Below are 19,740 nucleotides of genomic sequence, written 5' to 3'. Positions count from 1 at the left end.
ATCCTCGGGCTCAGCACTCGCCTGCCGCCCCGTGCCGGAGCCGTGACGGCGCTCATGCCCGCGCCGCCGCGAGGACCGCGCTGTAACCGCGCTCCAGTGGCGCGTCGCCGGTGCCGTGGTCCCTGCCGCGGGCGACGAGTTCGTCGGGGGTGCCCTGGAAGGCGACCCTGCCCTGGTGCATCAGCGCGACCTCGGCGCAGGCGGCGCCCACGTCCTCGACCAGGTGGGTGCTGACAACGACCGTCGATTCCTGTCCCAACTCCCGTATCAGCGACCGGAATTCGACGCGCTGCTCCGGGTCGAGCCCGGCCGTCGGCTCGTCGAAGAGCAGGAGTTCCGGCTCGTTGACGATCGCCTGCGCGATCCCGGCCCGGCGCAGCATCCCGCCCGACAGGGTGCGCAGCTTCGCCTTGGCCTTGCCGCCCAGACCGACCCGTTCCACCGCGGCTGCGACCGCCTTGGGCACCTGGCGAGGTGGCATCTCCTTGAGCAGGGCGAAGTACTCGACGAAGTCCACCACGGTGAACCCGGGGTAGTAGCCGAGGTTCTGCGGCAGATAGCCCAGCCTGCGCCGGATCTCCCGGCGCGGTCCGTGCGCGGACGGGTCCCGCTCCAGCAGGCGCATGCTGCCGGAGCTCGGCGGGATGACCGTGGCCAGCATCCGCAGCAGCGAGGTCTTGCCGGCGCCGTTGGGGCCCAGCAGGCCGAACACGCCGGTCCCCGTCCTGAGGTCCACGCCGTCCACGGCCCGGGTGCGGCCGAACCGCCTGGTCAGGTCAGTGATCTCGATGTTCACCGGGTTCCCTTCGTGGTCCTGGTGGAGTGCAGTACGACGGCGACGCAGCAGGCGGCGATCGCCAGATACGGAAGGACGAGGGCGGATCGGGTGACGGCGGCCGCGAACTGCCCGGTGGCGGACCGGCTCCCCGTCACGGTGATCGTCCAGGCGGCGAGGGCGGCTCCGACCCCGCGGTTCGCCGACTCGGTCACGGTGGCCACGGCCAGGGCGAGGGCCGATACGGCGGCCATCGGCACCAGCCAGCCGAACGCGATGCCCGCCGCGGCCGGCGACACCGCCGAGGCGATCGAGGCCAGCAGGGCGTTGACCGCGAAGACCGCGAGGACCCGGGCCAGCAGCACCATCCGGTCGCTGACCGCCATGGTGCGCGACAGCTCCCAGGCCGGGTCGAGTCCGGGACCGTACGAGTACGCGACCGCGGCCCCCGCCAGCCCCGGCGCGGCCAGCGCCACCACCGGCTGCCCGGTCCCGGCGGTCGCCGCGGCCCCGGCGGCGAACACCACCACAGTGGCGACCAGCCATGGCAGCAGCAGCGAAGGTGTGGTCAGCAGCGCCCGGGCCAGCCCGGGCGAGCGCAGCAGCCGGGCCGCCAGGCGCTCGGCCCACCCGGGTTCGCGCCGCCACACCCGAGCGGCCACGCCCACCCACACCCGGTCGAGGTCGACACCGCCCAGGTCCGCGACGTCCGGAACCGTGCGACCCGGCGACACGGCGCCCGGACTCGTGCCGCCCGAGCGCACGACGCCCGGGGCCACGCCGTCCGACGTCGTACCATCCGCGGTCATGTCGCCAGGGCGGCCGCCGTCCGAGGCCACGCCGTCCGGACCCTCGGAAGCCCTACCGCCCTCAGCAGTGCCGCCCGGACCCGTACCGTCCGCGTCATGGGGCGCCTCCCTCACAGTCCCTCCTCCTGCGCCGCACGCCCGACCAGCGCCGTCCTCATCAACCGCCGCACCCGGTGGGCCCGGCTCTTGACCGTGCCCTGGGGCACACCCATCGCCCGCGCCACCTGCGCGACCGGCTGATCCTCCACGTACAGCAGCCGCCACACCTCCCGCTCGGGGCTGCCCTGCGGGCCGAGCACCGCCAGGGCGGCGGCCAGGTCGGTCCGCGCCATCACGGCCTCCATCGGGTCCCGGGCGGCAGCCCGTCCGGCCGCCGCCAGGGCTCCGTCGAGAGCGGTGTCGTCGAGCGCGGCGGTGTCGACCGGGCTCGCGTCATGGCCGTGGTGGCGCAGCCACCCGGCGGCCTGCCGGCGGGCTATCACCCAGAGCCAGCCGCCCGCCGATCCCTGCGGACGGTAGTCCCGCGCACTGCGCCAGACCGCCAGGAACGTCTCCTGCATCACGTCCTCGACATCCTGGGCCGGCAGCGCCGTGCGCAACCGGGCCGCCAGCCACGGCGCATGCCGGCCGAACAGCTCGCGGAGCGCGCTCTCGTCACCGCCGGCCAGGCGGGCGATCAGCTCGTCGTCGTCCATCACTCCCTCTATTGCCGCGCGTGCGCGCGCGGTTCACGAAGACGGGAAACGTCTCAGGAACCGGACGCCGGGCCGGACACGCCGTTCACCGGCCGACCGACCGCACCGGCGGCCGGGTCCGCGGTTCCGGCCCCGGTCGCCGGTTCGGGTCCCGGTCCGTCCGCCCCTGGGTACCAGGGCAGTACGCGCATCGGCCGTGCAACCCGGTCCAGTCGCGGGTATGCGGCACCCGGCCGTAGCCGCTGCGCTCGGGTACGCGGGCCGACCTGTTGCGTGTGCGGAAACCCCGGCCGCGCCCGGCGGTTCAACCCGTGAGGGTGGTGAGCCAGCCGGTCAGCAGACGGTTGACCTCCTCGGGGCGTTCCTGCTGGATCCAGTGACCGCAGCCCTCTACGAGGTGGGAGGCGGTCAGGCCGGGGAGGGTGGTGGGGAAGGCGTCGATGGCGTCGGACATCCAGGTCGTGGAGGCGTCCAGGGCGCCGCCGATGAACAGGGACGGCTGCTTGATCGGGGCTCCGCGGTGGGGGGCGAGGTCCTCCCAGTCGCGGTCCATGTTGCGGTAGCGGTTGAGGGCGCCCGTCAGACCCGTGCGCTCGAACTCCCCGGCGTAGACGTCGAGGTCGTCCTCGGCCAGCCAGGCCGGGAGGATGCCGGCGGGAAAACGGTCACGCAGCCGGCCGCCGTGGGCGACGAAGTGCGGGTCGGGTTCGCCCTGGGCGGGCATGGTGTCGGCGGACAGGGCGGCGTAGAAGCCCGCGAGCCAGCCCCGCACGTCAGGCTCGATCTCCGTCTCGGCACGGCCGGGCTCCTGGAAGTACGAGACGTAGAACTCCTGCTCGGGGCCGCCGATCCGGCCGAAGACGTCGGTGGGGCGGGGGCCGCCGGGTGGCGCGTACGGGACGCTCAGCAGGCCGACGGCCCGGAAGACCTCGGGGTGGAGCAGGGCGGAGGTGGCGGCGATGTTGGAGCCCCAGTCGTGGCCGACGACCACCGCGTCCTCCTCGCCGAGGGCGTGCACGAGGGCGACGTTGTCCTCCACCAGGTCCAGCATCCGGTAGGCATCGGTCCGCGCGGGCTTGGAGGAGCGGCCGTAGCCGCGCACGTCGAGCGCCACCGCCCGGTAGCCGGCCGCGGCGAGGGCCGGGAGCTGGCGGCGCCAGGAGTACCAGGACTCGGGGAAGCCGTGCACGAGCAGGACCAGCGGGCCGGTGCCCTGCTCGACCAGATGCAGGCGCCCGGCAGGGGCCTCGACGGTGCGGTGGCGGAGTGCGGCGGACGGCTCGGGCTGCATGGGATCTTCTCCCGGTTCGCGGGTGGACGCGGGGTACGCATCGATCATGCGGCGCGGCGACCGTCCACCGCGACAACCCTTGCCACGCTGGCAAACTTGCAGGACAGGATGGTGAAGCGGCACGTCCGAAAGGGGCAGAGCGGGTGACAGGCGACGACGTGGCCGGCACGCCGGCGGCGATGGGCCCCCGGCTGCGGGCCGCACGCGAACACCGCGGCTCCACGCTCACCGGCGTCAGCCGCGCGACCGGCATCTCCCCGAGCACGCTGTCGCGGATCGAGACCGGCCGACGCAAGCCCACCCTGGAAGTGGTGCTGCGATTGGCGAAGGAGTACGGCGTCTCTCTGGACGAGCTGGCCGGCACCGCTCCCGCCGCCGAGCCCCGCGCCTCCGCGCTCCAGCGTTTCGGCGACGACAAGGCGGTGCTGCCGCTGACCCGGTACGTGGGGGGCCTGCACGCCCACAAACACGTCCTGCCCGCCGTCCAGGAGCCGCCCGCCCGGCCCCGGCAGGCCTCCCACGACGGATGGGAATGGCTGTGCGTCCTGTACGGGCGGCTGTGGCTCGCACTCGGCGACCAGGACCTCGTCCTGAGTGCCGGGGACGTCGCCGAGTTCGACACCCGCGATCCCCACGGGGTCGCGAACGCCGGCAGCGGCCCGGTCGAGTACCTGATCATGTTCGGGCCGCAGGGAGAGCGCCTGCGACCGCGCACCCCGCCCGCCCCCGGCCCCAGGGCCCGGTAGCAAGTGTTGGCCGACCCGGTCGGCACTTCGCCGGTAACCTCTTCACCGGTCCCTTCGGCGAGCGGAAAACGGGGAGCAATGGCAGGCACTGCAGGGCGACCGGAAGCAGCGAAGCCCCTCACCGCGGACGAAGAGGCCGTGGTGAGGGCACTGAGTCGCGTCATCTACGCTCTGCCTCGTGCCATGGACGCCGACATGATGCGCGAGCAGCACCTGTCTTTGGCCGAATATCTGGCTCTCGCGCATCTCTCCGAGGCCGAGGATCGCAAACTTCGCATGAGTGATCTCGCCGCGGCGGTCGAGATGTCCCTCAGCGGTATGACGCGCCTGGTCACCCGGCTCGAAGGTCAGGGACTCGTCCGGCGCGTCAAATCGGACCGTGACGCTCGTGGGGCCGACGCCGTCCTCACCGAGGAGGGCTTCGCCCGTCTCGAACAGGCGTGGCCGGCCAATCTGGCCGCGGTGCGCCGTCACTTCCTGGATCACCTGAAAGGTCTGGACCTCAAAAAACTCGCCGCTGCGCTGCGGAACATCGCCACCTGACGAGCCCTGTCCCGTCGACGGTGGCAGTCGACGGCAGACCGCCGCCCGACGCTCGGCCCCGGGGCCGCCGTACGCACACGCGGTACGGAGCACCACCACCGGTCCTGACGGGTGCGGGCGGCGAGCGAGCCTCCGCCGGGGCCCAGGGGTCAGGACGTCCTACGCGCCGGGGTGCCTGCGTTGTGACGGTTCACATGGACGGTCAGGCGGCGCACGAGGTCCTGGAGCGTGCCGATCTCATCCGGCGTCAGCCCCACCGCTTCCCCGATGACGGGCGGGATGCCGGACAGGTGCCTGTGCACCGCGAGGCCCTCCGCGGTGAGCTCGACGTGGACCACCCGCTCATCGTCCGCCTGGCGTTGCCGCTTGAGCAGGCCGTTCGCCTCAAGGCGCTTGATCAGCGGGGTGACGGTCCCGTAGTCCAGCTGCAGGAGGGCCACCAGTTCCTTGACGGTCACCGTGCGGTGCTCACCGAGGACGACCAGCACCAAGTACTGCGGATAGGTGAGGCCGAGCGGCTCGAGCAGGGGCCGGTAGGCACCGGTGATCGCGCGGGAGGCCGCGTACAGCGTGAAGCACAGGTGATCGTCCAGAAGCGGGACGGGGTCACGCTGCTCGGTCGCACTGGTGTGGTCACTCATCGTCGGCTCCTCGCGTCCAGGTCGTCGCGCCACCTGGCGTAACACTGTCAATTCGGACATTGCGCCACCATGTACAGAAACACCATACACTGGCCTCCATTTATCTCGTGCACAAGAGACTTGCACACAAGTAGTGCGGAGGCTAGATTTCTCTTCGTCCTCCCCGAGTGGAGGACATCGCCCGGTGGCTGTCCCGGCACGCCGCCTCTCACGCAAGGAGATCCGCCATGAACGTCCCTACCGCCCTCCGCCCCACCCGCAAGCGCGTCGCCGTCGCCGGGGCCGTGGCCGCAGTCGCCGCCTACTCCCTCACCTCCGTGTCTCCGGCCGACGCCACGGCCGGAGACGAACCGTCGGTCAAGCCCACGGTCGTTCTGGTGCACGGCGCCTTCGCCGACTCCTCCAGCTGGAACGGCGTGATCGAGCGCCTGCGCCACGACGGCTATCCGGTGGTCGCCCCCGCCAACCCGCTGCGCGGCCTGACCTACGACGCGGACTACCTCAAGAGCTTCCTCAAGACCATCGACGGGCCCGTCGTGCTCGCCGGCCACTCCTACGGCGGCGCCGTGATCAGCGAAGCCGCCTCGGACGACCCGAACGTCAAGGCGCTGGTCTACATCGCCGCCTTCGCTCCCGAGAAGGGTGAGACCGCACTGGGGCTGTCCAACAAGTTCCCCGGCAGCACACTGGGATCCGTCCTGAACGCCGTGCCCTTCCCGCTGCCCACAGGCGGAACCGGGACCGACCTCTACATCAAGACCGACGCGTTCCACCACCAGTTCGCCGCCGACGTCCCCGAGCGGGTCAGCGACCTGATGGCCGCCACGCAGCGCCCCATCGCCGCGGCCGCCCTCGAAGAAGAGGCAACCGAGGCCGCCTGGAAGACCATCCCCTCCTGGAACCTGGTGACCACCCAGGACCTCAACATCCCGGCCGCCGCACAGCGTTTCATGGCCCGGCGGGCCCACTCCCACACCACCGAGATCAAGGCGTCCCACGCCGTCTCGGTCTCCCGGCCGGGCGCGGTGACGCGCCTGATCGAGCAGGCCGCACGCTCCACCGCCGACCGCTGACCCAGGGGCCGACCCGAACGCCGGCTCCCATCGGGCTCGCACCTGATCACGGTGCACGTAGGCGACAAGGCCCTCCGCGAAGTCCCCGCCGCGACCGGAGGGCTCGGTCGGCGCACCCAATTTACTTGACTCGACAACTTCTATGGTAGATTACTTGTACAGTCAATTACTTTGGGGCGGCACGGGCCACCCCTGCGAAAGGTTCCGATATGACCAAGATCGGTATCATCATGGGCAGCACCCGCCCCGGCCGTAACGGCGAGGCCGTGGCCCGCTGGGTGCTGGATGTCGCCTCGAAGCGCTCGGATGCCGAGTTCGAGCTGGTCGACCTCCTCGACTACAGGCTTCCGCACCTCGACGAGGCGCTGCCGCCGTCGATGGGCCAGTACGCCCAGCCGCACACCCAGGAGTGGGCGCGGAAGATCGCCTCGCTCGACGGCTTCGTCATGGTGACGCCCGAGTACAACCACTCGACGTCCGGCGTTCTGAAGAACGCGATCGACTACCTGTTCGCCGAGTGGAACAACAAGGCGGTCGGCTTCGTCAGCTACGGCGCCATGGGCGGCGCCCGCGCCGTGGAGCACCTGCGCCTCATCGCCGGTGAGCTCCAGATGGCCGACGTACGCGCACAGGTCGGTCTCTCGCTCTTCCACGACTTCGAGAACTTCAGCGTTCTCAAGCCGGGCGACTTCCAGGTCGAAGCGCTGAACACCACCCTCGACCAGGTCCTGGCCTGGAGCCGCGCCCTCGCTCCGCTCCGCGCCGCGTAACGAACCGGCGCGACCAGGAGTACCCGCGACGGCGGGCGACCGCCGCACGCCGGTGTCTCATCGCCGGCCTCGCAGCCGACGGTGAGACTCCGGCGTCGGGCACCTCCCGCCCCACTCACACGTACGCTCGCAGGCCGGCGGTCTCGTTGGTACGGTGCCGGGCGGCTGGAGGGCACCGGCCTCAGTTCACGTCGGCGACCGCGGGGGCGTGACGGCGCGAGCCTGCGCGACCGCCCTGCCGCGCTCCGACGCGGGGAACCGATCCAGCATCGCACGCAGCTCACCGGCGCCGACGTTGGCGCCGAAAAGCTCGCTTCCCGGCCCCAGCCGCACGCCTTCCGCAAGCGAGCCGGCGTCGACAGGGTCAAAGCCGAGTGCGTCGACCAGGCCGGCGACCACGGCCAGGTCTCCCGAGTCGTCACCGGCGATGGCGATCGCCTTGCGCCCGACCGCGCCTCGCGGCGACGCACCGTCCTCGAGGTCGTGGTAACCCATGTGGTTGAACGCCTTGACGACCCGCGATTCCGGCAGGAACGCCTGAACGATCTCGCTGGTGGAGGCAGGAGGGTCGGTGAAGTCGTCACGGACTCCGTCGACCTCCCACCAGTAGTTCATCGCATCGACGACGAGTTTGCCCCGCAGCGCCTCCACGGGGACGCTGCGGTACTTGCCCAAGGGAAGCGCCAGGATGGCGACGTCCGCCCGGTCAGCCGCCTCGGCCGCGGTGACAGCGACCGCGCCGGGGGCCAGGACCTCAACGGTGAGCGTGATGCTGTCCGGTGTGCCCGACCCCGCGACGAGCACCCGGTAGCCGGCGGCGATCGCCAGCCGGGCCAGCACGGTTCCCACCTTGCCGGCGCCCAGAATGCCGATCGTGCGCACGTCGTCCACGTCCACTCCGTCTCCTTTCACCGGTCAGCCGGCGAGAATGTCGCGGACCATGGGGATCACCTTCGTGCCGTACAGCTCGACCGAACGCAGGCGAGCGCCGATCGCCTGCGAGCCCGCCGTGTAGATGAGGTCGAACCGGCCCACGCCGAGTTCGCCGACGGCTCGGGCGATCTTGCGCGCGACCGTCTCGGGTGAACCGATGTACAAGGAGCCGTGTGCGATCTCGGCCTCGTACTCCTCCCGGCGGATCGGCGGCCATCCTCGCAGAGCGCCGATGCGGTTTCGGATCACCCGGTAACCCGGCCAGTGGGCCTCGCGGGCCTCCTCGTCGGTGTCGGCGACAAAGCCGGGCGAGTGCATGGCGACCGGATGCGCGGTGGTGCCGAACTGCGCCGCGGCGCGCTTGTACAGATCGACATAGGACGTGAAGCGCTTCGGGGAACCGCCGATGACAGCGATCATCAGCGGGAGTCCGTGACGGGCGGTGCGCACCACCGACTGGGGGGAACCGCCGACGCCGACCCAGGTCGTCAGGTGGCCGGACTCCGTCGGAGGGTAGACCTCCGCATGGTCCAGCGGCGGCCGCACGGTCCCCTGCCAGGTGACGGGCTGCTCCTTGAGCAACTGCACGAACAGGTCGAGCTTCTCCTCGAAAAGAACGTCGTAGTCGGCGAGATCGTAGCCGAACAGGGGGAACGACTCCGTGAAGGAGCCGCGGCCGAGGATGACCTCGGCCCGCCCGTCGCTGAGGGCGTCGAGTGTCGAGAACCGCTGGAAGACCCGGACCGGGTCGTCGGAGCTCAGCACGGTGACGCCGGAGGACAGGCGGATGCGCTCGGTGCGGGTGGCGATGCCGGCGAGCACCGTCTCCGGGGTGCTCACCGAGTACTCCGGACGGTGGTGCTCGCCGAGCGCGAGCACGTCGACGCCGACCCCGTCCGCGAGGATGGCCTCGGCGACGGTCTGACGTATCGACCGGGCATGGGAGACGAGTGCGCCCGAGTCGTCCTCGGGTACGTCGCCGAACGTGTCCAGACCGAGTACGAGTTCAGACATGTGTGAGTTCCTTGCTCAGATCGGAGCGGCTCAACCGCAGGTCACGGGCGCTGACGCTGAGGACTGGCCTTTCCTTCCGCCTGCGGCTCCGGGCCGGACGACCACCCGCGCAGCAATGTACTTGACTCGTCAAGCATGCCCTGATGTATTTGACGAGTCAAGCAGATAGCGTCCCGTCGGTGCCTTGGGCGAAGGCTCCGCTCATTCGGGCCCAGCCACCGCGGTGGCGGTCGTCGGCGTACCCGATCCGCTCCCGGCCGGCCGCGACGCCCTGCATCGTCGACCGAACGGACCCGCGGCACCGCGGAGACATAACGTAAAGGGCCTCGTAAGCTGCGGTGCATGAACGCTGTTTCCCCGTTCCGATTGTCCGAACGCTCCCCGTCCTACTGGCGCGTCACCTTCGACAAGCCGCCCATCAACCTGGTCGACTACGAGTTCTTCGCGGCATTGGGAGACCTCGTCGATCAGATGGAAGCGAATGACGAACTCAAGGTAATCGTCTTCGACAGCGCGGATCCCGAATTCTTTCTCGCGCATTTCGATCTGGTGCCCCCCAAGGAGCCGTACACGGGCCCCGCGTGGCTGGACATCGCGGCTCGCATGACCCGTTCTCACGTCATCAGCATCGCCTCCATCCGTGGCCGCGCACGAGGTGTCGGCTCGGAATTCACCCTTGCCTGCGACATGCGCTTCGCGAGCAGGGAAAAGGCCGTCCTGGGGCAACCGGAGGTAGGGGCGGGCATCACGCCAGGAGGGGGAGCGACCGCAAGGCTTCCGCTGCTGGTGGGGCGGGGACGCGCGTTGGAGATCATCGCGGGAGCCGACGACTTCGACGCCGAGACGGCTGAGCGGTACGGCTGGATCAACCGGGCGCTTCCGGATGCCGAACTGGACGCCTATGTGGAACGCGTCGCCCTCAGGATCGCCTCGTTCGACCGCAAGCCGCTGGCCGAAGTCAAGGCTCTCGTCAACCGTTCCACTCTCCCCGCCCCGGCCGACTTGACTGCCGGGCAGCACACGTTTCGCACAGCCCTGACGTGGCCGGAGGCTCACGGGCGCATTCGTAAGCTCCTGCAGCGGGGCATGCAACAGCGAGGAGAACTCGAATACAACCTCGGAGAACACCTCGTCGACAGCGACTGATCGCCGGACGTCCCCGTGCGGGCGGTCACCGGCCCCCTTATGGGGTCAGCAGGGACCGGCCGCCGCGCAGCTGCGGGTACAGCGCGTCGGGCCCTTCGGACAGTGCCGCCTGCGCGCGCCGGCTGACGTCGTCGGCAAGCACTTCGCGCAGGCCCGCCTCGACACCTTCCAGGGTCGCGCGGGCCACCGCGGCGGGGTCCGCCTTCGGCCCCTCGACGGCCGCGGCCATGTCCGTCGCCAGGTAGCTGACGTGGAGGGCGGTGACCTGTGTCCGCTGTTCCGCAAGAGCCAGTCTCAAGGCGTTGGTCATCGACCATTCCGCGGACTTGGCCGCCGCGTATCCGGCGCTGGCAGTGATCGACAGCCAGGACAGCACGGAGAGAACATTGACGATCGCACCGCCGCCGTTGCGGCCGAGAACCGGGGCGAATGCCCTGCTCATCGCCAAAGTGCCGAGCACGTGCGTCTCGAACTCCGTCCGGAACGAGTCCAGCGCGGCGTCGAGGATGTGCGCCCGGGTCGTGGAACCAGCGTTGTTGATCAGCAAGTCCACGTCCTGGGCCCGGTCGGCCGCGGCGAGGACCGCGTCGTGATCGGTGATGTCCAGCGCGATGGGGACGACTCCGGGCACCGTGACCTTCGCCGGGTCGCGGGCTCCGGCGTAGACCTTGGCCGCCCCCGCGTCGAGCAGCGCCCGGACGAACTGCTCCCCGAGCCCTCGGTTGGCCCCCGTCACAAGCGCTGTGGACCCCTTCACCTTCATGCGTGCCCCTTTCCCAGCAGGAGGTGCGCAGAACTGAGGGCCGACGGTCACGATGCGGCACGACAGCTCGCAACGGTCGCATACGAACGTATCTCGCCGGAGCGGGCGCCACCACCCGGGCCGGGCCCGATGCCAACGCAACGTCCATACGTTGCAGCGGAACCTCCACCGCCGTCTGCGACCTGCGGCAACGGCCGCACCGGATCACGATCCAGCGCGGATCCAGCGACGCGACGCGGCCACCGATCATCACCGCGGCCCAGGACGCCGGCCATCGGGCGTCTCCCGCCCGATGCCACCGGAAACGTCCTGGGCCGGGCGGTCCGCCCCATGGTCGGCGCGGAGACGGCCCGCTGAAGCAAGGACCGCACCGGGTTCGGTGCGCAGGGCTGAACCTTGCCGCGTCCTCGGACTCCGTGCCGCGCGAAATACGGGTGCGGACGCTCGCCGGCCCCTGGAACCATGCCGGAATGGGCCACCGACTCGACCCTCTGGTCATCCGGCACACTCTCCGCGTCCCCCGCCCCGCAGGGCCCAGGGGCGACGGCAGTGTCGCGGCGCGACAGTTCGACGCGGCTCTGATGTCCGTGGGCTTCAAGCTCTCGGCGCAGCTGCTACGGCACCTGTCGGGCCTGTCCGAAGGCACGGTCGCCGACACCGCTGCAGGGACACTTGACGCCGTCCGCGAGATGGTCGGCGACCACGTCCGGCACAACGCGTACTTCATCGACTTCCCGGCCAACGTGCCCGACACCTTCGACTTCTGGATGCAGTGCATCTCCGGGGCGCTCGCCGACGACCGGACACACGCGAGCACGCTCCGGCAGCTGAGCAACGGGCTGGTGGACCTGCTCACCCTCCCGTCCTACGGCAACTACGGGCACACGTACGCCGAGATGCTCGCCCGCCACGACGAGCTGACCGCCGCGGCGGGCGACCGTATCACCGTCCTGCACCTGGGCGGCACCTCGCAGGACGAACTCCACGCGCTCTACCTGGCATTGGCGGGCAGCAGCACACCGCTGGGAGATGACGGCCTGCGGGATCTGCAGGACCTGGCCGGCCACTGCGCGCAGGGGCCGCAGCCCGAGGAGATCCCCGTGCGCGAGAACCGGGCCGTGGTCAACCAAGCCCGGCTGACCGCCGGTGCGGACCCGCTGCTCGACACCGTCACCGATGTGCTCCGGCTGGCCTGCGGGCTTGCCGGTGGTGACGTGACCCTGCGGGAACCGACGCGGCTGCGGGCACTTCCCCGCGCGATACGCCGGGCGCTGCTCGCGGGCCTTGACGCGGTCGTCACCGCGGCTCCGGCCAAACTCGCCGACGTGCACGCCCACCGCGAGATGTGGAAACGACTCGGCGAACGGCTGCACCCGCACGAGTACCCGCAGTGGCCGCACGCGGCCGAGGTGTTCGCCGTCGCCCGCGGCGAGATGCCGGCGCCCTCCCTGGACAGCCGAGTGGAAGAACTGCTCGCCGCGCGCGACGTCACCGGCGCGGCCGAGCTGCTGAAAGCCGCGCCCGGCAAGCTGTTCCGCTCCCTGGACCAGCTGCTGCGCGACGCCCTCACACAGGACGAACGCGACGCCGTCATGGCCCGCGCCGAGCAGGTCGTCTCCGGCGTCTCCGGCCGCGTTGTGCTCTCGGTGCTCGAACACCTGCACAATCGCGCGGAGCGAACCGGCCGGCGGCGGGTGTTCGTCAACCGTCTCGGTCGGGCCTGGGTCACCGACGACACCCGCCCGCCGGTGCCCGCGCCCGAGCGCAAGCGGCTGATCGCCGCCCTGGAGGCGGAGCTGCGCCGCCGGCTGCCCACGACCGGCCGCCTGCTGATCGACCCGGACATCCTGGACGTGGCGCTGCCGCTCAGCGGCAAAGCAACCGCGTCCGGGCTCGGTGTGCTGCCACGCGGCTCGGTGTCTCCGGTCGACGGGGAACTGCTGCGCTTCTTCGTCTACTGGAAGCAGACCGAGCTCAGAACCGACTTCGACCTGTCGGCACTGCTGCTGAAGGGCGACTACTCGACCCATTCCTGGCTGTCGTACACCAACCTGCGCAACGTCGAGGGCGAGCACTCCGGTGACATCACGGACGCACCCGACGGGGCCTCGGAATTCATCAACCTGCGGCTGGGCGCTGTGCGGGCGAAGTACATCGTTCCGCAGGTCAACATCTACGCCGGGGAAGGCTTCGAGGAGGTCGAGGAGTCCTTCTTCGGGTTCATGCTGCGCGAGGCGGAGCAGAAGGGGCGCCCGTTCGAACCACGTACGGTGCGGATGAAGTCGGAGCTGCGCGGCCCGGGCCGGGTCGCCCTGCCGCTGGTGTTCCTGCGTGGGCCCGACGGCCGGTGGCGCGCCAAGTGGCTGCACCTGTACCTGAAAGGGACCCCCACCTCCAACCGGGTCGAAAGCAGCCAGGTGACGGTCGCGGTATTGCTGCGCGACATCGTCGAGCACGAGCCGCTCACCATCCGCCATCTCATCGGCCTGATGTCCGGCAGCACAACGACCGTCACCGAGTGGGACGGAAGAACGGTCCCGGTGGATCCCGTCACCTACATCGGTCTGGAACGGCCCGACGGGCTGCATCCGCAGTCGCGGATCATCACCCTGGAAAACCTGCGCGACCTGATCCCCGCCTGACTGCTAACGTGGCCGTGGCGAGGCCATGAACGGGCTTCCTTCTCAAACTCCTTGAAAATAGCCCCTTCGCTCTCCTCGCCACCGAGCCTTTTCCCGCCTCACCGAGGCATTGCCAGGTGGGGCGGGAACCGGCCTTGATCCGCTGTGACGGGCACTCCTGATCAGGGGCTTCGGCCCCGGAAGAATGATGCCGTTCAGGTACTCGGCGTCCTCGGGTCGTCCACCCGGCTGCCTTACCGGTCGGCCTGGTGCGCCGGGGACCGGATCCGTCAGCCTGTTACGCGGCCACCGGTCACATCGAGGGTGAGGCCGGTCAGGTAGGAAGAGGCGTCCGACGCGAGGAACAGCGCGGTGCGCGCGACGTCTTCCGGTGTCGCAAGGCGGCGCAACGGGTGGCTCGCCGCGACCCGATTCCGGATGTCGGGCGGCATGTGCTTCCGGACTTTCTCCGTCAGTACCGTCGTCGGTGCGATGCAGTTCACGCGGACACCGCGCGGGCCGATCTCGGTCGCGAGGTGCCGGGTCAGCATGACGAGCCCGGCGTTGGCGACGGCGTAGGCGAGGTTGACCTGCTCCGGCTGCCGTCCGGCGGTCGAGGACATCGTGACGATGGCGCCCGAGCCGCGTTCGAGCATGCCTGGCAGCACGGTACGGACGGTCAGGAACGCCGAGGTGAGGTTGCAGTCGAGCACCTCGTGCCAACGCTCCTCGGCGAGGTCCTGGGTCGGGACGGCGAGCCCCTGACCGCCCGCGAAAGCCGCGAGGACGTCCACCGGGCCGAACTCGTGCACGACCTCCTGATGCACCCGGGCAAGCGCGGCGGCGTCGCTGACATCGGCGAGGGCGCACATCGCGGTGCCCCCCGCGAGGGTGATCTCGGAAACCACGGATTCCAGGGCCTCGGCGTCGCGACCGAGGACGCAGACGCGGGCACCCTGTTCAGCGAACGCCCGGGCCGTGGCCGCACCGATGCCGCGGGATCCGCCGGTGACGAGGACGGACCTGTCGCGCAGGTCGGGGTAAACGGCGATCAACGTACGTTTCCTTCCGGAGTTCCGAGGTTGCGGAGTTCTACGGGTGGTGGTCAGGCGGTGGCCCGGCGGCGAACCTGGGGAAGCATCGGTGCGACGGCGATCAGCCACACCAAGCCCCCGAAGCGCACCACCGGCACGAGGTACGAGAACCCGGACGCGACCGGGGAGAGCACGGCGAGCACACCGACGACGGCAATCACCAGTCCGGGGACGGTAGCGACCTTCGGCAGCAGGCCGGCGTTGAGCCCGGTCGCCGACAGCCCGAAGACCAGCAGCGCGAACATCACGGCGAACGCAGGGCCGCCGGAGAAGAACGACAGGTCGGCGATTGCCTTGGCCAGCGCTGGGGAGGCGCCCCCGGCAAGCCGCCCGGAGACGTAGGACGCCGTCGCGCACACGGTCAGCATGATCGCGGCGGCTATACCGCCGACGAGCGTGATCGCCGGGCCCGGGGCGGTGATCCCAAGCGTCCGCAGGCGCCGGTACAGGACCGCCGCCATGAGGACGAGCGTTATCGCCGAGGCCAGCAGAAGTGCGGAGCCCAGCCTCAGCGCCGTGCCGTGCCCGAGGTCGTAGACGAGCACGGTGCGGGCCGAAGCGTCGAAGTGCGGCGTGGACCGGTTCACGACGACGTAACCGATGGTCGGGACGGTGAAGGCGAGGACCGGCGCGAGTGGTGGCGGGCCGATCTGTGGGCGTCGACCCGAGCGTTTCGATGCGGTCACGCCGGTACCGGCTGTGGCGACCATGGGGGTCCTCCGTATGCATGGGGACGGCCGTGCCCTCCGGCAGGCCGTGTACGAGAAAGAATGATTCCATATTTGAATGATTGTCAACAGGTACGCTCATGCCATGGGAATCGATAACGAGAAGGAACGGCCGCGCCCCTCCGGACCGCAGCAGCCCGGCGCGGCGTTCCTCATCACCCAGCTCGGCACGCACGCCGCCGGCCTGTTCGCCCAGGCCCTCGCGCCCCTCGACCTCACGCCCCCGCAGGCGGGCCTCCTGCGGGTGCTTGCCGCGGACCCCGGGCGCAGCCAGCGCGCGCTCGCCGACGCGCTCGGCATGCCCCAGAACCGGTTCGTGGCCTTCGTCGACGCACTGGAGGAGCGCGGTCTCGTCGAGCGGCGCAAGAACCCCGAGGACCGCCGCCTGCACGCGCTCTACCTGACACCGAAAGGGCTGTCGCTACTGGGGAAGGTGCGTGACGTCGGCATGGCCCACGAGCGGCGGCTGCTCCAGTCGTTGACCGAGGACGAGCATCGGCAACTTGCCGCACTGCTGCGGCGCATCGCCGACCAGGAGGGGCTCCACCCCGGAGTGCACCCGGGCTACCGCGCCATGTGACGCGCGCCCACGGGCCCGCCCCTGACCGCGTGGACCCGGCGCACCGGGCCGACCCGCCCCGGGAGCCGCCCCCGGGCGGCGGGTGAGCCCGGCGGCGGGCGGGCGCGGGCCGCGCCGGCATCGTCCGGTCCGGGCGTTCGTCCGATCCGCCCGCTCCGGCGCGTCCTTTCGGGCACCGCGTTCCCGCAGCCGTCACCCTCGCGTACGACGGGCCTGTAGACGATGTGACCATCCGGAGCGGATCGCCCTCGTCCGGTGCGGTGCGTCCGTATTGTGAGCGCTCGCGAGGTATCGGCGGCCACGGCCGGAGACTGCCGCGGACGGCCGGAACATAGGCCACGGACGCCAGGGGGGCGGCCCATGCGGGGAGGACAACGGACCATGATCGGCGCCAGGACCGCGGCGGGGAGGGGGAGACGGAGAACCGGGCCCACGGGACCGGCCGGGCGCGGCAGGATCGCCGGGGCGCTGGCCGCGCTGGCGTTACTTCTGACGGCTCTCACCGTGCCCACCTGGGTGTACGCGCCGAAGGCCGACGCCTTCGGCACGGTCATCAGCCCCGAACTGGGGCAGCACGCGGAACACGAACAGATCACCCGGGCCGCGCTCGCCTGCGGGGCCGGCAAGAAATCGGACGGATCCTGCTTCGAGCCCGACTCACTCGGCCAACTGGCGGGCCACTTCGGTACGTTCGGCGCGGTCGGCGCGCCCGACTGGGACGAGACGGACGTCGCGGAGGCGCACTGCGACAACGCCGACTTCCTCGACGTCCCCGGGTACCCGCACGACCGGACCGCCCGCGACAACGCGATCAACGGCTGCATCGACCACGCCCGCGCCCGCTACGACCAGGGCGTCACCGCCGCCGGTCAACTCCTGGACAGCGGTGACGTGCTGCGCGGCGACCAGGTCGACATCAGCCTGGGCTGCTCCTTCAACGTCGACGGCTCCGGCTCGCGGCACAACGCCAAGTGCGACGTCATCGAGGACTTCGGGCGCGCGCTGCACACCGTGCAGGACTTCTACTCGCACAGCAACTACGTGGACCGGTCAGACCCCGACGAGCCGATCGGGCCCACCAACCCGCCCGGTCTGAGCCAGTCCGCGCCCAGCGAGCTGATGAACCTGTCCGACACCGGACCCAAGAAAATCCCGCCGAACCTCACCACCGGCTACTACAAGAGCTTCTTCACCGACTTCTGCACGCCGCTGAACACGCTGGTCCGGCACGCCTGCATGAACAAGGACAAGGCGATCATCAACGTGGACACTGGCGTCGATCCGCCGACCTGGTCGGTCTCCCTCGGGCTGCTGCCCCAGGAACGCACCCACCGCGGAGTGATCCTCGACAACGAGAAGCGGGCCGTCGACGCCGCCGTCGCCGAGACCCGCCAGCAGTGGGTCGACTTCCGGAAGAGCCTGAGCCACCAGTACGGCGACGCCCGGGCCCACAAGATGATCCTCGCCATCACCCAGGACGTGCCGAAGGTCGACCTGGTCTTCGCGATCGACACCACCGGGAGCATGGCGCCGTACATCGACCAGGTGGTCTCCAACGCCGACGCCCTGCTCGACGACCTGTCGGCCGGCGGCAACGTGCCCTTCGTCCGGCTCACCGACTACCGGGTGGGCGTCGTCGACTACAAGGACGTCGACTCACCCGATCCGGACTCCTGCCCACCGGATCCCTATGACGCGACCACCGATCTGCCCTTCAGCAACTCGCACAGCGACATCGTGGACGCACTGGACACGCTGCCCGGCAAGGTCGGCGGCGGCTGCGACATCCCCGAGGACATGCTGTCCGGCATCAAGCGGGCGGTGGACTTCCCCTGGCGCAACGGCGGCAGCAAGTCGATCATCGTCATGGGCGACGCACCCGGCCACGACCCCGAGGCGCACAGCGGCCTGACCCAGCAGTCGGTGATCGACGCGGCCAAGGCCGTCGACCCGGCGTCGGTCTACCCGATCCTCGTCGGCGGCGACCCGTCCGCCACCGCGTTCGAGACGGCGCTCGCCGAGGGCACCGGCGGCAAGGTCTTCGACAGCGACACCGCCGGCGGTGTCGCTCAGGCGCTGGTCGACGCGATCACCGCCATCGCGGCCGCACCGCCCACCGGCGACGTCGCCGCGCCGACGGTGACGGTCCACCTGCCGACCCCGCCGGACGCCCAGGGCGGCGTGTTCAACGCCTCGCAGGCGCCGGTCACCGGATCGGTCACCGCCACCGACGAGTCCGGCGTCGCCTCGCTGGACTGCGCCGACAACGGCGGCGGTCTCACGCTCGGCCCTCTCACCCACGACGCATCCGGCAATGCCGGCCGTACCCTGACCGTGACCGGGGACGGCGAGCACGAGATCTCCTGTCAGGCCACCGACGCCTCGCCGTCCGCCAACACCGGTGTCGGGGAGGGCTCGGACCCGGTCGGGACGGCCGTCATCGACGCCACCTCGCCGACGGTGGCCTGTCCTGCGAGTCCGGCGCTGATCCAGCCCGCCGACAGCCGGATGGTGCCCGTCACCACGGACGTCACCGTCACCGACGACGCCTCGGGGCCGGCCGGCTTCACCCTGACCTCCGTCACGGGCGGACCCGCAGGTGACGTCCAGGACTTCGACATCGGTACCGCCGACACCTCCGGCGAGCTGCGGGCCGTACCGTCGGCGCAGTACACGCTCACCTACCAGGGCAAGGACGCGGCCGGGAACACCGCGACCTGCACCACGCGGGTCGTGGTCACGGCCGGCAGCGGCGGCGCCGTCGCCATCGACAAAGCGGTCAGCGCGGTCGAGAAGAAATCCGCGAGCCCGCTCGTCTCGCCGAAACTCACCACCGGCCACGGCGGCGAACTGCTGCTCGCCTACGTCAGCGCCGACGGCCCCGCCGACGGCACCCAGCAGGTCACACGGGTCACCGGCGGCGGACTGACGTGGACCCGGGCCGCCCGCAGCAACGCCAAGGGCATCGGCACCGCCGAGGTTTGGCAGGCGTACGCCACCAGCCCCGTGACCTCCGCGTCCGTCACCGCGTCGCTGGCCCGGCGCGGCTACGACGGAGCGATCACCGTCGTCGCCTACACCGGCGCGGCCTCCACGGTCGGCGCCACCGCGCACGCCTCCGGCCGCGGCGGCACGCCCTCGGCGACCGTCACCACCACCGTCCCCGGCGCGCTCGTCCAGGCCGCCGGCCACGACTGGAGCAGCGCCCTGCGCCTGACGCCGAAGTCCGGGCAGCGGATTCTCGTGCAGTACGCCGACACCCGGATGGACGACACCTACTGGGTCCAGGGGGCCGGTCCGGTGGTCGCGGCGGGCACGCACGTCACGATCGGCCTCACCCAACCGCTCCCGGACCGCTGGGGACTGGCGGCGGTGGAGGTGAGGCCCGCCCTGTCCTGATCGTCCGCCGCACCCCCGATACAGGGCCCCGCGCGAGGCTCGTTCCCTCACTGCGCGCGGGGCCCTGTTGCCATACCGATGCCATACCGACTTCGGAGTCCTGGGTCCGGATCCGTGTC

General features: G+C 70.8%; 18 protein-coding genes. 8 read left to right on the top strand and 10 right to left on the bottom strand.

The features are described from left to right. Positions 1-52: 52 nt before the first annotated feature. The 4 genes from K7G61_RS17250 to K7G61_RS17235 form a co-directional block, all read right to left on the bottom strand. Positions 53-796: an ABC transporter ATP-binding protein gene (locus tag K7G61_RS17250; protein WP_225847755.1), complete on the bottom strand. Its 744-nt coding sequence runs from the start codon at positions 794-796 to the stop codon at positions 53-55. Next, positions 793-1,584: a hypothetical protein gene (locus tag K7G61_RS17245; protein ID WP_225847754.1), complete on the bottom strand. Its 792-nt coding sequence runs from the start codon at positions 1,582-1,584 to the stop codon at positions 793-795. The genes K7G61_RS17250 and K7G61_RS17245 overlap by 4 nt, the downstream gene beginning before the upstream one ends. Before the next feature lie 110 nt (positions 1,585-1,694). Continuing rightward, complete coding sequence (locus K7G61_RS17240; RefSeq protein ID WP_225847753.1) at positions 1,695-2,279, bottom strand: RNA polymerase sigma factor; 585 nt, start codon at positions 2,277-2,279, stop codon at positions 1,695-1,697. A gap of 304 nt (positions 2,280-2,583) precedes the next feature. Further along, a complete protein-coding gene (locus tag K7G61_RS17235) occupies positions 2,584-3,570 on the bottom strand; it encodes an alpha/beta hydrolase (RefSeq protein ID WP_225847752.1) in 987 nt (328 codons plus the stop codon). Between the two features lie 143 nt (positions 3,571-3,713). Here K7G61_RS17235 and K7G61_RS17230 point away from each other — a divergent pair, with 143 nt between their 5' ends. Further along, positions 3,714-4,316 carry a helix-turn-helix domain-containing protein gene (locus tag K7G61_RS17230; protein ID WP_225847751.1) on the top strand — a complete coding sequence of 201 codons (603 nt, stop codon included), beginning with the start codon at positions 3,714-3,716 and terminating at the stop codon, positions 4,314-4,316. A 183-nt stretch (positions 4,317-4,499) separates the two neighbouring features. Next, on the top strand, positions 4,500-4,859 hold the full coding sequence (locus tag K7G61_RS17225) for a MarR family transcriptional regulator (protein ID WP_308190652.1): 360 nt from the start codon (positions 4,500-4,502) through the stop codon (positions 4,857-4,859). A 149-nt stretch (positions 4,860-5,008) separates the two neighbouring features. On the opposite strand, the gene K7G61_RS17220 is transcribed toward K7G61_RS17225, so the two are convergent. Further along, positions 5,009-5,500: a MarR family winged helix-turn-helix transcriptional regulator gene (locus K7G61_RS17220; protein WP_225847749.1), complete on the bottom strand. Its 492-nt coding sequence runs from the start codon at positions 5,498-5,500 to the stop codon at positions 5,009-5,011. A gap of 227 nt (positions 5,501-5,727) precedes the next feature. On the opposite strand from K7G61_RS17220, the gene K7G61_RS17215 reads away from it, so the two are divergent. Together K7G61_RS17215 and K7G61_RS17210 are read left to right on the top strand one after the other, a co-directional pair. Then, on the top strand, positions 5,728-6,573 hold the full coding sequence (locus tag K7G61_RS17215) for an alpha/beta fold hydrolase (protein WP_225847748.1): 846 nt from the start codon (positions 5,728-5,730) through the stop codon (positions 6,571-6,573). Between the two features lie 209 nt (positions 6,574-6,782). After that, a complete protein-coding gene (locus tag K7G61_RS17210; protein ID WP_225847747.1) occupies positions 6,783-7,343 on the top strand; it encodes an NADPH-dependent FMN reductase in 561 nt (186 codons plus the stop codon). A gap of 186 nt (positions 7,344-7,529) precedes the next feature. Here K7G61_RS17210 and K7G61_RS17205 read toward each other — a convergent pair whose 3' ends face one another. Together K7G61_RS17205 and K7G61_RS17200 are read right to left on the bottom strand one after the other, a co-directional pair. Beyond that, positions 7,530-8,240 carry an NADPH-dependent F420 reductase gene (locus K7G61_RS17205; RefSeq protein ID WP_225847746.1) on the bottom strand — a complete coding sequence of 237 codons (711 nt, stop codon included), beginning with the start codon at positions 8,238-8,240 and terminating at the stop codon, positions 7,530-7,532. Between the two features lie 18 nt (positions 8,241-8,258). After that, the gene (locus K7G61_RS17200) at positions 8,259-9,290 is read right to left on the bottom strand and encodes an LLM class flavin-dependent oxidoreductase (protein WP_225847745.1); all 1,032 of its coding nucleotides are present in this window, start codon (positions 9,288-9,290) and stop codon (positions 8,259-8,261) included. Between the two features lie 342 nt (positions 9,291-9,632). Here K7G61_RS17200 and K7G61_RS17195 point away from each other — a divergent pair, with 342 nt between their 5' ends. Next, the gene (locus K7G61_RS17195) at positions 9,633-10,436 is read left to right on the top strand and encodes an enoyl-CoA hydratase/isomerase family protein (RefSeq protein ID WP_225847744.1); all 804 of its coding nucleotides are present in this window, start codon (positions 9,633-9,635) and stop codon (positions 10,434-10,436) included. A gap of 37 nt (positions 10,437-10,473) precedes the next feature. Here the strand turns inward: K7G61_RS17195 and K7G61_RS17190 are convergent, their stop codons facing one another. Further along, positions 10,474-11,199, bottom strand: coding sequence for an SDR family oxidoreductase (locus K7G61_RS17190; RefSeq protein ID WP_225847743.1), 726 nt, complete (start codon positions 11,197-11,199; stop codon positions 10,474-10,476). 470 nt (positions 11,200-11,669) lie between these two features. On the opposite strand from K7G61_RS17190, the gene K7G61_RS17185 reads away from it, so the two are divergent. Then, a complete protein-coding gene (locus tag K7G61_RS17185; protein WP_225847742.1) occupies positions 11,670-13,841 on the top strand; it encodes a TerD family protein in 2,172 nt (723 codons plus the stop codon). 269 nt (positions 13,842-14,110) lie between these two features. Here K7G61_RS17185 and K7G61_RS17180 read toward each other — a convergent pair whose 3' ends face one another. Further along, the gene (locus K7G61_RS17180) at positions 14,111-14,875 is read right to left on the bottom strand and encodes an SDR family NAD(P)-dependent oxidoreductase (RefSeq protein WP_225847741.1); all 765 of its coding nucleotides are present in this window, start codon (positions 14,873-14,875) and stop codon (positions 14,111-14,113) included. 50 nt (positions 14,876-14,925) lie between these two features. Further along, positions 14,926-15,624, bottom strand: coding sequence for a DUF4386 domain-containing protein (locus tag K7G61_RS17175; protein WP_225847740.1), 699 nt, complete (start codon positions 15,622-15,624; stop codon positions 14,926-14,928). A gap of 103 nt (positions 15,625-15,727) precedes the next feature. Here K7G61_RS17175 and K7G61_RS17170 point away from each other — a divergent pair, with 103 nt between their 5' ends. Together K7G61_RS17170 and K7G61_RS17165 are read left to right on the top strand one after the other, a co-directional pair. Next, a complete protein-coding gene (locus K7G61_RS17170; protein ID WP_225847739.1) occupies positions 15,728-16,222 on the top strand; it encodes a MarR family winged helix-turn-helix transcriptional regulator in 495 nt (164 codons plus the stop codon). Positions 16,223-16,603: 381 nt separating this feature from the next. After that, a complete protein-coding gene (locus tag K7G61_RS17165) occupies positions 16,604-19,621 on the top strand; it encodes a vWA domain-containing protein (RefSeq protein ID WP_225847738.1) in 3,018 nt (1,005 codons plus the stop codon). Positions 19,622-19,740: the final 119 nt, after the last annotated feature.

The organism is Streptomyces sp. HPF1205 (assembly GCF_020400825.1).
GTDB lineage: Bacteria > Actinomycetota > Actinomycetes > Streptomycetales > Streptomycetaceae > Actinacidiphila.
This window is presented reverse-complemented; position numbering and strand designations above follow the sequence as displayed.